Here is a 14,489-nt window from a genome sequence, read left to right as displayed (position 1 = left end):
CATGGCTGCATATCGGCCGTTATCAACCGCGGAGCGGCAGAAGCTGCATGAAGGCGTCGTCATTCCGGCTCATCCGCTGGCGCTCACGGCGGAACGGAAGCTTGATGAGACAAGGCAGCGGGCGCTTACCCGGTATTATATGGCAGCGGGCTCTGGAGGCATTGCTGTCGGCGTCCATTCCACCCAATTCGAACTTCGCGCTGCCGGCCTGTATGAGCCGGTGCTGCGGATCGCGGCGGAGGAGGTGGAGCGGGCCGGACTGAATCGCCCGTTTCTGAAGGTAGCGGGGATATGCGGCACGACGGATCAAGCGGTTGCGGAAGCGCGCTTGGCCGTATCCCTCGGCTATGAAATGGGCTTAGTGAGCATGGGAGGACTTGAAGGCTGGACAGAATTGAATCATTTGGAACGGGTGAAGGCAATTGCGGACATCATCCCTGTATTCGGATTTTATTTGCAGCCGTCTGTCGGCGGACGGGTGTTCAGCTATGACTTCTGGCGGCAATTCGCAGATATCCCCGGCGTGATGGCGATTAAAATGGCGCCGTTCAACCGTTATCAGACGATTGACGTCGTGCGCGCGGTGTGCCACTCCCGGCGCAAGGACGAGATTGCGCTATATACCGGCAATGACGACAATATCGTCAACGATTTGCTGACCGTGTACCGGTTCATGGTCGATGGCAAGCCGGTCGAGAAACGGATCGTCGGCGGGATGCTCGGGCATTGGGCGGTATGGACGAAGCGGGCGGTCGAATTGCTGGAGCGCGTGAAGCATGCCTGCGAGCACGAGCGGATATCCAGCGAGTGGCTTACGCTGAATGCGCAGGTTACCGATTCCAACGCGGCAGTGTTCGACACGGCGAATGGATTCAAGGGCTGCATTGCCGGCATTCATGAAGTGCTGTTCAGACAGGGCTTATTGGACGGAATATGGTGCTTGAATGAGGAAGAAGGATTGTCGCCCGGGCAGGCGGAAGAACTGGACCGCATTTACCGGGACTATCCTCATTTGACGGATGACGAATTTGTTGGCGAGCATTTATCGGCTTGGCTCAAGCCGTAGCTGTTGTTTCGAATGATCCATTTATCGGGGAGGGGCATCCATGGTGGAAACGGCACGAAGATTGTTGGACAAAGGCATTCCGATTGGATTGATTGGGTCAGAAGCCGTCATTCCGATTATGAAGGCGGCGGTGAAGCGGTTTCCGTCATTTGTTCCGGTAATCGCAACGTACAGCAAGGAAGCGGAAGTGCCCAGGCTGGTGGAGCGATGCCTGAACCAGGTGGAAGTGATTTTGTTTTCCGGTCCTCTCCCTTACAAAAAAGCAATCGAAGAGCAGCGGTTCGCGATTCCGGCGCATTTCGTCCCGCTTACCGGGGGCGGACTATTCCGGGCATTTTATCAGCTTAACAAGCAATACGGCTTGACGGCGCTCTCTGTCGATTCGGTTACCGAGAAGGATATGGCGAAAACGAACGTGGAGCTGAACGAGCAGCCGGCCGAAATGATGTATTTCGGGGACGCAATCGGAGCGGAGCTGGAAGAGGTTATCGATTTCCATCAGCGCCACTATAGCCGGGGGGAAACGGCAGCGGCCCTGACCGGGATTCATGGGGTGGCCGACGCGCTTGCGGAAGCGGGCGTCCCCCATATTTTTATCGCGCCGACCGAGCAGGACGTCGTGGTCGCATTGGAGCGGGCTCTTCTGGCGACCGAGACGCGCCGCAGCAAAGAAGGGCAAATTGTGGTTGGCATGATTCATCTCGACGGCTTCGCGCGGCTGGCGGAGAGCAAAATGCTGGAGCATGAGCTGCAGCGCTTGAAGCTGGACATTCACCGCACGCTGCTTGGCTATGTGGAGTCATTGGAAGGGTATTTAACGCCGTTTAGCGGTGATGAGTATTTGTTCATGACGACACGGGGGGTGTTTGAGCAGCAAACGGGAGGGTATAAGTCGCTTCCGCTTGCAAAAGATTTGGAGCGGCAGTTCGGCTTGACGCTGAGTGTCGGCATCGGGTTCGGCAAGACGGCGAATGAAGCAGGCGTCCATGCTCGAATGGCGCTTCGCCATGCGAAGGATGCCGGCGGCAATATCGGGTTCATCCTTCGCGAGGATCGGAGCGTCATCGGGCCGTTGGAGATGACGCGGCCCCATGAAGTCGATTTATCGCTGATTGATGCGGGCATTCTTGCAGAAGCTGCGGCGGCGGGCTGCACGACGGTGTATGTGAGCCGGCTCGTGGCGCATATTACCCGGAGCGGTCAGATCGACTTCTATGCGCGGGAGCTCGCCGATACGTTGAGTGTGACGGTGCGAAGCGCGCACCGCTTATTATTGGCATGGTCTGATGCGGGGCTGGTGAACGTCGTCGGTGAAACGAAAGGCAGGTATAAAGGCCGCCCCCGGCAAATTTACCGGATGTCATTTCTGAGCCGTCTCGTTCGCTGAGGCGAGCGTTGACTTTTTCTATACATGTCGATATCATTATTATGTAAACTAGATATATACTAGGTCGGAGTAGTTATGGGTGAAGGGGATTATAGAATGACAAGCAAACCGAGCCGCACCACATTTAGAAAACGTCTGGACGAAATGGTCTCCGTGCTAAGGGAAGAGATTGTGACCGGGAAACGTGCTGTTGGACAATATTTGCCCTCCGAATTAGCATTGGGCGAACAGTTTCAATTGAGTAAAAATTCCGTGCGCAAAGGCTTGGATATTCTCGTATCCGAGCAATTGATCGAAAAAGTGCCGCGCATCGGCAACCGGGTAATGACCCCGGGCAATGAAGGAACCGTAGAGCTTCGGCTTGGATACTACAGATCGGTAGTCAAAGAGGCGGCAATGGAATCATTGTTGTCCGACTTCCAACTCAAGCATCCGCATATCCGGGTGCGCATGATCCCCCTTCCTTATGAAAATTACAGCGATACGGTGTCGGAGTATATGGAGGGGGACATGCTTGATATCGCGACCGTAAATTACAGCGATTTTCAAATGTTCGTTCATGCGGGGCATCATCACTTGCTCGAACCCCTCGAGAGTCCTGCCGGACAGTATCCTTTTATATCAGATTGCTTCAGCTATCAAAATCACTTATTGGCGCTGCCGCTTATTTTCTCTCCGGTCATCCTTTGCTACAACCGGGATCACTTTGCGGAGAAGGATATGGCCGAACCGGACAGCAGCTGGCGCTGGTCCGATCTGATGGAGGCGGCTGCGCAGCTAGGCAGCGGGCAGGACAGGTACGGATTTTACTTTCATTTGCTGTCCACCAACCGCTGGCCCGTATTTCTGCTTCAGAGCGGAGCGGTGGTGGAGCGCGACGAGCAAGGACGCGTCCGGCTGCGCGGCTCGCGGCTTATGGAGGGCGTGCGCTTGTCCCGCGATTTGTTGGGGCGCCAGCATATTTTTCCTAACTATATGTCGGAAAGCGATGCGGATGCGGAAGATCTGTTTCGTCAAGGCAAGGTCTCGATGATTATGTCGACCTATTTCAGCTTGAACCATCTGAAGGATGTCCAGTTCTCGTTCGACGTGGCGCCCTTGCCTTACTTGAACGAAGCGAAAACATTGCTGCTCGCGATCGGGCTGATGATTGGCCGGAAATCGAAAGCGAAGGAGGCGGCCAAAACACTGGTCGATTATTTGCTTTCCTACCCGGCGCAATTAACGATTCGCAAGCATACGTTCAGCATACCCGCGCATAAGAAGGCGGCAGAATGGAACGGCACAGATATATTGTCCCGCCCGGGCAGATTTTCGATGTACCGTGAAATCATTCCGTCGTTCCGCTTTTTTAGCGAGCTGCGGCTGCGAACGGATGAAATCGATCGGATGCGCAACGAAATGAAGCTATATTGGTCTCATATGGAAGAGGAAGACGAGCTATGCTCCCGGCTGGAGCAGGTGCTGGATGAGTCAGCGGGAAAATGAGCGCGTTTTGCCGCTTGGACTCGTTGCATGAACCGCCACGAATCCGAATAACCCCGGTACTTTTACGTATTGGGGTTATTTTTTTGTTGGACGAACTTCCGCGCAAAGCTTCTTGCGTCCATTCTCCCATTCCGTCAGGGAAAGGCAACGATGAGGGAACATCACCTATCGTGTCGCAGCGGGCTGTCTTTAAATTGTCGCTAACACGGAAAGTATTGACAGCGCTTTCTTGGCTGGGTAAACTTATAAATACACCAGATATGAACTAAAGTGGTCCTATAAATCGTTTGCTATATCGTCGTTTATTTAGAACACATTGATTGCTGTGGGGGTGATGACGACGTTACATATGTTTACAGTGGGGGGGTAAAAGGCTTGCTTTGGTTCTTATCTAGTTTGTTTAGCATATAAAGAAGGGATGGTCTTAGATATGGTTAAACGCACGGGCATGTTGCTGTTGACGCTTGTATTGCCGCTGTCGATACTGCTCGCGGCATGCGGACCAAGCGGCTCGAATTCAGGTCAAGGAACGGATGCCGGAGAAGCGAACCCTGCTGGGGAACAGGCCAATTCCGGGCAGGAAGCCGCCGGGAATAAGCTGTCCGGCAATATTACGGTATGGATTCATCCCTATGTTGCCGATGAGAAGAAGGATGAGCTGAAGGCGGTGTTTGACGGAGCGATTGGAGCGTTCAATGAGAAGCATCCCGATGTCAAAGTGAAGCTGGAAGAGATTCCGTGGAAGAACCGCGAGCAAAAAATATTGACGGCCCTTGCGGCGGGCAATGGTCCAGATGTATTTTATCAGCTTCCCGACCAGATTCCGCAATTTGCCGACAAGGACGTGCTTGAGCCGTTAATGCCTTATCTGGCAGACAACAACATGGATGATTTTTCTCCTGGTTCTTTGGAAGCGGGGACGTACCAAGGGACTCTATACGGTTTGCCTATCCTTCAAGAAGCGCAAATGATGTTTTACAACCCTGACATTGTTAAGGAAATCGGCGAGGACCCGGCGAACGTGCCGAAGACGTGGGATGAATATAAGGTCTGGGCGGAGAAAGCCGCCGCCAAAGGATACTATGCCCGGGACTTCAACGGGGGAGCGGCCTGCTGCAATTCGACGTTGTATCCGGTACTGTGGCAGTTCGGCGGAGATGTCGTTGACGAGAGTCAGAACGTAATCATCAACAATGCGGAAGGGGTTGCCGCCTTCCAATTCATCAAAGATATGTATGACAAAGGGTGGATTCCGAAGGACTCCATATCCAATCAGGATCAGTTCCCGGAATATTTGTCCGGCAAAATGATGTCGGTATGGGGAGCGGGCGTTACTTTAAGCGTGTTGAAGACGGAGAACAGAGACTATGTGCTTGGTCCGCCGTTAAAGGGAAAGGCAGAGGCCAGCTTCGGCACCGTAGGCATGTTCGTGGTGCCGAAAAACAGCAAAAATAAAGCTGCGGCGGCAGAGTTCGTGAAAGTGCTGACCAACACGGAGACGCAAAAGGCGTTCAATAAGCTTGCCAATTACATCCCTACCCGCAAGTCAGCTTCCTCCATCTATGAGAATGAGGAAGACATGAAGAAGTTCCTCGAGGTGGCGGCTTATGCCCGTCCAGGCGTAATGAGTCCGGTCGCCAGAACGATTATGCCCAAGATTCAAGCTGAAATCTCCGCTATGCTCGAAGGCGGGAAGACGCCTCGGCAAGCAGCGGATGCGGCGGCCAAAGCCATTCAAGATGAGCAAAGCAAAGGGTAGCAGTGCTGAAGCGCTGATTCATTAAGGGTGTGGGGGTTCATCGCAAGCAGGGTTGCGGTGGCCTCCTTATTACTAATTCATGCGATCGTAGGTGATTACGTTGTCAAAAGCGAATGATCAGGCCGAGCTGCTGATTCTGCGGCACAAACCGCCATTAGGCGCGCGATTCCGGCTGGAATTCAAGAAAAATGCGATCGTCTACGTGTTTTTGATTCCGATATTAGCCCACTTTCTCATCTTTCAAATCGTTCCGCTCGCCTTTAGCTTTGTGCTGACGTTTATGGATTGGCCGATTATAGGCACGCCGAAATATGTGGGGCTGGCGAATTGGACTTATTTTTTTCAAGACGAGATTGCCTGGAAATCGATCTGGAATACCGTGTTGTTTTCCGTTTATTATATTGTGCCGACGATGGGCATGGGACTGGGCTTGGCGCTGTTGGTCAACTCCGGCGTGAAGGCTTCCGGCTTTTTTAAGGGCTTGTATTTTCTCCCGGTCGTCACGTCCTTCGTTATTATTTCCGGTATTTGGGCTTGGCTCTTCAAAGGCACGGAATACGGGATGATCAACTATATATTGAGCTGGATTGGCATCGATACGCAATTGTTCTTTTCCGATTCCAAGCAGGCGCTGCCTGTATTGGCCGCCTTGAGCGTGTTCAAGGTTAGCGGCAGCACCATGGTTTATTATTATGCAGGCTTGAAATCAATCCCGGGCCATCTATATGAAGCGGCCAAAATTGATGGGGCCTCAAAGTGGCGAACGTTCTGGAGAGTGACCTTCCCGCTGCTGCTGCCGATCCATTTCTACGTGGCGATAATTACGACGATTGGTTCTTTCCAAATATTCGATTCCGCGTATTTGATTACGGGCGGCGGGCCTAATTACGCAACGACGACTCTCGTGTATTACTTATACGAGGAAGGCTTCACAGGGCTTCGCTTGGGCTATGCCAGTGTCCTTGCTTATCTATTGTTCTTTATCATTTTCGCCATCTCGCTCGTGCAGCGCAAATATTTGGGGAAAGATGTGCACTATTAAGCTGCCCGTCACGGCAGGAGGAGGAGCTTGCTTTGACTATCTCAATGAAGAAGAGCCTATTTGTATACCTGATGCTCGCTATCCTCGGAATCATCTTCTTTTTCCCGTTTGCGATGATGATTTTAGGCTCGCTGCAAAAGGTAGAGAGGGCCACAGCCGATCCGCTGTTCTGGATTCCGACCAATCCTACGCTGTACAACTTCAGTTATATTATGAACCAGAGCTCGTTCACGCAATGGATTAAGAACTCATTGGTCATTACTATCGTGCCTGTTCTGGCACAAATCTTTTTCGGGGCAGTGCTTGGCTACATTTTTGCCAAAAAGAAATTTCCCGGCCGTGAATTCGTCTTCTGGACGATGATGGCGGTCGTCATGGTTCCGGGTCAGCTGCTCATTATTCCGAAATATGTCATGTTCAGCCAATTTGGCTGGATTAATACGTATGCTTCGATCATTGTGCCGGAGCTGTGGGCGATTATGGGCGTGTTTCTCGTGCGGCAATTCATGATGACCATTCCCAAGGATTTGGAGGAGGCGGCCTATATGGACGGGGCGGGTGATTTTACGATTTTTTTCCGCATTATGCTGCCGCTCGCCAAGCCGGCGATTGCCACGATCGGGACGTTTGCCTTCATTAGCTGCTGGAACGATCTGTTCACGCCGCTCATCTTCATGACGTCCGAGGATATGTTTCCGATTACGGTGGGGCTGGCCTCCATTTTGACGAAGGAAGGGAATTTCGGGGTTGAGATGGCCGGCTCCGCGATTTCATTCGTGCCCACGTTCCTCATTTTCATTTTCTTCCAACGTTACTTTACGGAAGGCATCGCCATGACGGGACTTAAATCTTAAGAATTTGCGATAGCGCAATACCGCACAAGAAAGGGAGAATCAGCATGATATCGGTTGTAGCATTGGATGGGCAAATCAAGACGGTTACCCTCCCCGAGCCGAAAGTGAAGCAGAACTTCGTCTTGGTTGATACGGAATACTCGGCCATCAGCCCGGGGACGGAAATGATGATGTCGAAGAAACAAACGGACCGCCCGATCCCGCTCGGCTACAGCGCCGCCGGCATTGTGCGGGAAGTGGGAGCGGGCGTCACTCATGTGCAGGCGGGACAGCGCGTCGCGTGTTACGGCGCACCGTTCGTGCGGCATGCGGGCTTGCTCGCCGTGCCGAAGCATTTGCTCGCGCCGCTTCCCGCTGACGTGGAGATGCGCGAGGCGGCCTTTGCGGGCTTGGGCGCGATTGCGATTCACGCGCTGCGGCAGGCCAATCTCCAGTTCGGCGAACAGGCCGTCGTAGTGGGCCTGGGCATATTGGGGCAGTTGATAGGCCAAATCGGGAACGCCGCGTCCTATCATATGCTGGGCTATGATCTGCTGCCGGAACGCTGCGAGGTGCTGCGCCAGTGCGGAATCGATGACGCGCATGCGACGCTGGCAGCGATCGAGGCAGCCATTCAAGACGCCACCGGCGGTGATGGGGTCGATACCGTCTTCTTGTGCACAGGACGGAATGCGGCGGGGATGATCGATCAGGCGCTCACTTGGGTTCGGGATCGCGGCAAGGTGGTCATTGTCGGAGACTTGGAAATGGAATTCGACCGGGAGCGGATGTTCTCCAAGGAAGCGCAAATCTTAATCTCCCGCGCCGGCGGACCAGGCAGGTACATGCGCGAGTATGAAGTGGACGGCATCGATTATCCGAAAGGGTATGTGCGCTGGACGGAAGGCAGGAATGTGGGCGAATATGTGCGCCTGCTCGCCGGGAAGCGAATCCAGGTCGCGCCGCTCATCTCGGCCGAGATGCCGGTGGACGAAGCCGCGGCAGCCTATGAGCGTTATAAGACCACTTCACGCGATACGGTAGGTATCGTGCTGTCGTATCCGCCATCTTCTTCGGCAGCGGAATGAGGAGCGTCTCCAACTGCAATTATACATTTGAAGGTTCCCTTTTTACGTTTTTTGTCGCTCTGGACTGCAAAAATCAGACTGTTGAAAAATCGGTTTAAGCGGCAGAATTTAGAGCTAAAGGTTTCGATAAGTTCCTTAATTTGGTTAAAAGAACAGGTGGAGTCTTTTGCTTCTGCCCACCTCCGACCTTTTGGGCCAGGTACCTGGCAATCTTTTTTACATTCTGGGCTATTGCGGTCATGAAAGCTTGTTCCTGCGTTTTAGCTCTCCCGCGGAACTTGCAGCGACGATATCCATGAAGCTCTTTTGCATCTGCAAAGCTTCGTTCTATCGTTTGAGGACGCAACTTATAGGCCGCCTCTCCGGAATGGGTTTTCCGGTACTGAGCGACCTTCTCTTTACTCTCTTCCCATATATGTCGTTCGATCTTACGTTGGTGGTTGGCCGATTTCGTACACTGATTGAGCAAGGGGCAGTTTGCACACTCCTCGGCATTTGACGTGTATTCCCGATACCCTTGTCGATTGGTAGTCGTATACATTAGCATTTTTCCTGCGGGACACAGGTAGCCATTTTCTTCTGCATGGTAGATAAACTGTTTCTTCGGAAAAATGTCAGGGGGCGTTGGAGCATTGCGTTCCGCGATAGCCGCAGCGATCTCTAGCTTTAGCGTCTGATCGCATATGTAAGGCGTCATGTACCCCGAATCCAGCGCCACGGCTTCCAGCGTTGATTGAAATGCAAAGGTTTGGATTTGTCGTTTGAGGCGTTCCACGTAGACGGCAGCGTCATTAACATGGCCAGGTGTCACATGGACATCGGTGATAATGTTATATTTATGGTCGACGGTGCGATGGTCGAGATAACAGAATGCCTCCGGTTTACCGCTTCGTTTCATCAGTCCGCACTCGGGATCGGTTTGACTTACTTTACGTGGTTTTTCCTCCCCGGAAGGCTTCCGGGGAGGAAGGGGCTTTTTTCCGTGGCTCTCTCGATCCTCGTTGATGGCCTTCTCTAATTCTTTTAGATAGTCATGAGGGGTCTCTTCGAGAACCTGCATCGTGTAGCGATTATTGTTAGCGTTGGCTCGAATATGAGTCGAATCGGTCACCAAGAGACGACCATCCACCATCTTATGGTTGATCGCTAGATGTACCATTTCATCAAAAATCTCTTGAAAGAGATTCGTATCTTTAAACCGATTATTCCGGTTCCAACTGATCGTCGAGTGATCGGGGACGCGATCGGAGAAACGCAGGCCAAGGAACCAGCGATAAGCAGCATTCGGAATGATTTCTTGCTCCAATTGACGTTCAGAGCGTATGCCGTACAAATATCCGATGAGCATCATTTTAAATAATACAACGGGGTCTAAGGCCGGTCGTCCCTTGGTTTCGCTATAGTAAGGCCGAACTTTCTCCCTGATAAAAGAGAAATCCACATGTTTGTCGATAAGGCGTAGCAGGTGATCTTGAGGTACCAATAAATCCATGCAAATAAGTTCCATTTCATTATGAGCTTTGTTTTCGGACTGCTTGCTATTCAACAAGATCACCACACGCCTCTCATCAGATTAATTACTGATATTGTATCATACTAATGCGTTAATGCACCGGAAAACACGGCTTTTTTCAACAGTCTGAAAAATACAGCTCATTTTAGCTTAATATCACAAAAACGGGGATTCCATTGTTTTTAACTGCACATTTGCACTTCAAATGCCGAAAAAGCCGGAAATGCGGAAAAACAACTGTATTTTTGCAGTTTGATATCTCTTTTCCTAACTTGTCCTGCATCCTTTTGAATGATAGGGTGAGTGATGGACAACTTTCGATGATTGTCGGAGCTGGTCATGTAATAAAATCGACATTGGCAATGAACGATAATCCTGCAGGATTTTCGCTTCCAAGCGGATTGAGAATATAGTTGACTGCTGTAAAAGACACTACCACGACATATATTTGTCCGGGAGGAAGAGGGGTGTTAGTGTTTTTTTTGTACACTCTTATGTCTTGCCAATTGTAAGGCGGCGTTTCGGTTAGGCCGACAATAGGATCCATATTTCCATCCAAGAGCACTGGAGGAGTTAACGTCTGCACCAACTCAGGGGTCGGTGGACTAAAATTATAAACGTCAACCCGGGCCACATGGGCATTGTCGGAAAAGGCGCATAAATTTACGTTAATTGTGAGCGGATTAGCGTTACTGATGCCGCCGCTTCTTGCGGCAAATGCTCTGCTTTGACCATCGGATGTAGTTGAATCCCAAATGTATCGGGGATTTATAGTGGGGAAAAGCCCGTTGTCATTCGAATATTTAATTAATTGGGGCCAAAGAGCATAGCGGGGGACAACCGTGGCTTTATTGCCTGGCGCTCCGCTTACGGCCAAAGCAATGGCTGTATCCCGGTCATTCGCAACATATACGTTACTGCTGCTAACTATTATAGCCTGACCTACAATAGGCATTCGATAACACCCTCTTCTAGATGAATGTGCTTCGCTGCTCCATGATATTCACGATAGGTTAGATGTGACGGGGCGCAGGAATTTATTTTGTAAAAACAAAAAAGGTTTTCTTTTTTATTCCGATTTGATAGGATAAAAGAAATTGAATGCTGTATGTAACTGGCGAAAAAAGTGGGGGCAACCACGAGGGAGCATACAGTCGGATGATACCGTTCGCCTGGGTAAAAGTATTTGTTGAAGACTCGATTGATGAGCTTCGGCAAATGCTTTTTTTGTTTTTCAAATGATTGCAATCGATATGCTACAGGAGGTTATACGATGGGAATGATCATGAAAGCAAAAGAAGCTGCGGATGCCGTATACAACGATATCCGGAAGCGGGTGGAGGGGTATGCATCGGAGGGGCATCGTCCATGCATTGCCACGATTCTCGTCGAGGGGGATCTCGCATCCGCTTATTATGCGAAGATGAAGCAGAAGGCGGCGGATAAGCTGGGGGTATCGTTCCAGCTGCATGCCTTCGGCAAAGACGCGGCGGAGCAAGAAATACTGGAGCTCATCGCCAAGCTGAACGCCGATCGTGACGTGCATGGCATTATGCTCGAACTGCCTTTGCCGGAGCATCTGTCCGCGGCGGCAATCGAGCGGGCCATCGCGCCGCTCAAGGATGTCGATGGCGTGACGCCGTTCAACAAGCTGGCGACCATTACTGGGGGAGCGCGGGATCTATCCGGCCACGCCGCAGGCCTGCATCCGCTTGCTCAAGCATTACGGTTATTCGCTGGCAGGCAAAAATGTCACGCTGGTCGGGAGAGGGCAAACCGTAGGCCTGCCGCTCTTCCACATGCTGCAGCGGGAGCAGGCGACCGTGACGGTATGCCATTCCCGCACGCCCGATCTCGCTTTCCACTTGCGGCATGCCGAGATTGCGTTCGCGGCGGTCGGACGCCCGAACCTGATTACAAGGGATATGGTGCATCCAGCGCTCGTTCTGGTCGATGCAGGGATCAACGAGTCGGACGATGGGTCGATTGCGGGCGATATTGCGCGGGATGTGGCGGATGAGGTGACGGCCATCACGCCGGTTCCGGGAGGAGTAGGCACGCTCACGACCGCCATTCTGTTCGAAAATGTGCTGCGGGCGCTGGATTACCAGCTCGGCGAAAAGGAGACGGAGCAATGAATCAAGCGATCACGTGGGACAGTTCGATAAGAAGCTTTTTGGAGCATGCGGGCAGCGCCGAGCCGACACCGGGCGGAGGCAGCGTGGCCGCGCTTGTGGCGGCGCTCGGCGCAGCGATGACCTCGATGGTGGGCAATCTGTCGCAGGGCGAGAAGTTCGCGGCCATTCGGGAACAAATTGAGCTTACGCTGAATGAGATGAACAGTCTGTCTGCTCTATGCGAGGAGCTGCTTGCCGACGACATTCGCACGTTCGGGCAGTTCATGGAGGCGCTGCGGCTGCCCAAGGGCACTGAAGCAGAGCAGGCGCAGCGCAGACATGCGATGCGCGCAGCGACCTACGCGGCGATCGATGTTCCGCTGCGGCTGCTCCGGGTATGCAAAGACGGAATGCGCATGACGGCTGCTATCGCGGAGATATCCAACAAGAACGTCATCTCCGATCTGGGCATTGGGGCCATTCTGTTCGAAGCGGCTGCCCAATCCGCTTATTTGACGATTGAAATGAACCTTGCCTCGGTGAAGGATGCGGAGCGCAAGGGAGAATACGCGGAGCAAGCTTCCCAATTGCTCATGGAACTGGGGCAGTTGAAGGAAGCTGCGCTGCGCACCGTGCATCAACGAATCAAGGCATAGGGCCTATTTGCTGCACGGCATAGAAAATGGCCGGCGGTTCCGTAGCGGAATCGCCGGCTTTCGTTGCCAGTATGGGTCCTTTTATGAAGAAAGGGCTTGCGGGCGCTGATGCCGATCGGTATGCAGAACCTTCGTCATCAGCCCAACCGACACGATAATCAAGGCCGCGGGTATCCAGAAGATGCGCGGCGTCACCCCTTCGATTAGCAGCGGCAGGAAGTAGCCGATGAGAGAAGCCGTCTGGGAAATGAATACATACAGACTGGCGCCGAAGCCCGCCTTGTGAATGAACATGCGCTGCACGTAGCCCATCCCGACGCCATACAGCACGGACACGAAGAATGAATACAGCGGTTGCACCAGAAAAAAGACGGTCAATGACCCGCTGGCGCTGTAGGTCAAATAAGTGGCCAGCGCAAAGGCGCTGCCGAGCAGGATGATCGGCTTGCTGCCGTATTTGGCGGCCCAATAGCCGGCCATCGTCATGAACAAGAGCTCGAACACGGCCTGCGTGCTCCATATGTAAGACATCAGGCGCGGATCTCCGAATTGCTCGTGGACGACGAGCGGCAAATACAATCCCCGAATCGCATCGGCACAGGACAGCAGCAGAATGGCGAACAGCATGACGACGGAGAAGGGTTCCCCCTTAACCGTCTTGTTGGCTGACGCCTCTGCCGTAATTTCTTTATAGAACAGCAGCAGGATGAACAAAGCCGCATACCCCGCCATATTCCCCCACAGCACGCCCTGGAACGTTGCCAGCAAATACAAATTGGCCCCAAGCAGCAAGCCCGTGAAGAAGCCGACGCTGTACGTCGCGCGGAGCCAAATCTGGGCGATCTCCACGACGTCCGGAGCCATGCGCGTAAAATGATTGCGGGCCATCGCGAACAGCTGTCCCATAATCATGCCTGAAGGCGCGGTCGCGAGCGCCATCCCGATGAGTGCCGGAACGTAGGCCGCAGCATTCATATAGATGAGCAGACCCGTCATGCACACCAGGGATGCGAGGATCGGAATCGTCTTCTTCCGTTTCATGCTGTCGCTGATGAATCCGACCGAGATCGTAAGCACCATGTTCAAAAAGAGCGATATGGCAAAAATCGAAGCAATCTCGCCTTTGCCGAGTCCTATCGACTCCTTTAAATAAATGGCGTTCATCGGAGCCAAAATCCCGGTTCCGATTCCGTACAAAAAGAGGGTCAGCACGAGAAAACCCGCGCCCTTAATCCTCATAAATATCTTGAAATCCTGCCATACGTGCATGGAAGAGTCTCCTTCCCCTAAAATGTCATCTATTTCCTACCATTATGCGCATGTTTGCAGGATTACGACAAGCATGAATATCGTAGTTCCAACCGAGCTGCACCCTCTGAACCTTGTTCATGTGCCGCCATGCTTTGCTTCACTCTCCCCTCCAGTCAGCAAACGGTTTCTGATGAATGGGGAGAGCGGATAAAAGAGGCGTTTCAAGGGTAAGGCGATACGGCTTGCATTCATGGTGCCTAAATAGAAAAACGGCAGGAGCCTCATGCTC

The 14,489-nt window shown here is 52.5% G+C and carries 11 protein-coding genes, 1 pseudogene and 1 riboswitch; of the genes and pseudogenes, 9 read left to right on the top strand and 3 right to left on the bottom strand.

Translation table 11 applies throughout. The annotated features are described in order from the left end of the window. The first annotated feature begins 1 nt into the window (after position 1). From JSQ80_RS05060 to JSQ80_RS05030, 7 genes are all read left to right on the top strand, one after another. Entirely contained in the window at positions 2 to 1,066 is a 1,065-nt protein-coding gene (locus JSQ80_RS05060; protein WP_206094579.1) for a dihydrodipicolinate synthase family protein, read from the top strand. Positions 1,067 to 1,106: 40 nt separating this feature from the next. Further along, entirely contained in the window at positions 1,107 to 2,453 is a 1,347-nt protein-coding gene (locus JSQ80_RS05055; RefSeq protein ID WP_206094578.1) for a helix-turn-helix domain-containing protein, read from the top strand. A 96-nt stretch (positions 2,454 to 2,549) separates the two neighbouring features. Further along, positions 2,550 to 3,941: an extracellular solute-binding protein gene (locus JSQ80_RS05050; protein WP_206094577.1), complete on the top strand. Its 1,392-nt coding sequence runs from the start codon at positions 2,550 to 2,552 to the stop codon at positions 3,939 to 3,941. 430 nt (positions 3,942 to 4,371) lie between these two features. Continuing rightward, positions 4,372 to 5,700 carry an ABC transporter substrate-binding protein gene (locus JSQ80_RS05045; protein WP_206094576.1) on the top strand — a complete coding sequence of 443 codons (1,329 nt, stop codon included), beginning with the start codon at positions 4,372 to 4,374 and terminating at the stop codon, positions 5,698 to 5,700. A 100-nt stretch (positions 5,701 to 5,800) separates the two neighbouring features. After that, on the top strand, positions 5,801 to 6,742 hold the full coding sequence (locus JSQ80_RS05040; protein ID WP_240463543.1) for a carbohydrate ABC transporter permease: 942 nt from the start codon (positions 5,801 to 5,803) through the stop codon (positions 6,740 to 6,742). 44 nt (positions 6,743 to 6,786) lie between these two features. After that, the gene (locus JSQ80_RS05035; protein ID WP_087434386.1) at positions 6,787 to 7,596 is read left to right on the top strand and encodes a carbohydrate ABC transporter permease; all 810 of its coding nucleotides are present in this window, start codon (positions 6,787 to 6,789) and stop codon (positions 7,594 to 7,596) included. A gap of 44 nt (positions 7,597 to 7,640) precedes the next feature. Further along, positions 7,641 to 8,663 carry a zinc-dependent alcohol dehydrogenase gene (locus JSQ80_RS05030; protein WP_206094575.1) on the top strand — a complete coding sequence of 341 codons (1,023 nt, stop codon included), beginning with the start codon at positions 7,641 to 7,643 and terminating at the stop codon, positions 8,661 to 8,663. A 94-nt stretch (positions 8,664 to 8,757) separates the two neighbouring features. Here JSQ80_RS05030 and JSQ80_RS05025 read toward each other — a convergent pair whose 3' ends face one another. After that, positions 8,758 to 10,212 (bottom strand): IS1182 family transposase, encoded by a 1,455-nt coding sequence (locus JSQ80_RS05025; protein ID WP_272491159.1) that lies wholly within the window; start codon positions 10,210 to 10,212, stop codon positions 8,758 to 8,760. Between the two features lie 301 nt (positions 10,213 to 10,513). Then, complete coding sequence (locus tag JSQ80_RS05020; protein ID WP_206094574.1) at positions 10,514 to 11,131, bottom strand: hypothetical protein; 618 nt, start codon at positions 11,129 to 11,131, stop codon at positions 10,514 to 10,516. Positions 11,132 to 11,276: 145 nt separating this feature from the next. Next, positions 11,277 to 11,361: riboswitch (ZMP/ZTP riboswitch) on the top strand. Between the two features lie 88 nt (positions 11,362 to 11,449). Between JSQ80_RS05020 and JSQ80_RS05015 the strand changes: the two are divergent. Together JSQ80_RS05015 and JSQ80_RS05010 are read left to right on the top strand one after the other, a co-directional pair. Further along, positions 11,450 to 12,314, top strand: a pseudogene (locus JSQ80_RS05015) (bifunctional 5,10-methylenetetrahydrofolate dehydrogenase/5,10-methenyltetrahydrofolate cyclohydrolase). Further along, positions 12,311 to 12,949: a cyclodeaminase/cyclohydrolase family protein gene (locus JSQ80_RS05010; protein WP_206094573.1), complete on the top strand. Its 639-nt coding sequence runs from the start codon at positions 12,311 to 12,313 to the stop codon at positions 12,947 to 12,949. Before JSQ80_RS05015 ends, JSQ80_RS05010 begins: the two are co-directional and overlap by 4 nt. 81 nt (positions 12,950 to 13,030) lie before the next feature. On the opposite strand, the gene JSQ80_RS05005 is transcribed toward JSQ80_RS05010, so the two are convergent. Next, a complete protein-coding gene (locus JSQ80_RS05005; protein ID WP_206094572.1) occupies positions 13,031 to 14,218 on the bottom strand; it encodes an MFS transporter in 1,188 nt (395 codons plus the stop codon). Between the last annotated feature and the right edge of the window lie 271 nt (positions 14,219 to 14,489).

This window comes from Paenibacillus apiarius (assembly GCF_017052585.1).
Classification (GTDB): domain Bacteria; phylum Bacillota; class Bacilli; order Paenibacillales; family Paenibacillaceae; genus Paenibacillus_B; species Paenibacillus_B apiarius.
This window is presented reverse-complemented; position numbering and strand designations above follow the sequence as displayed.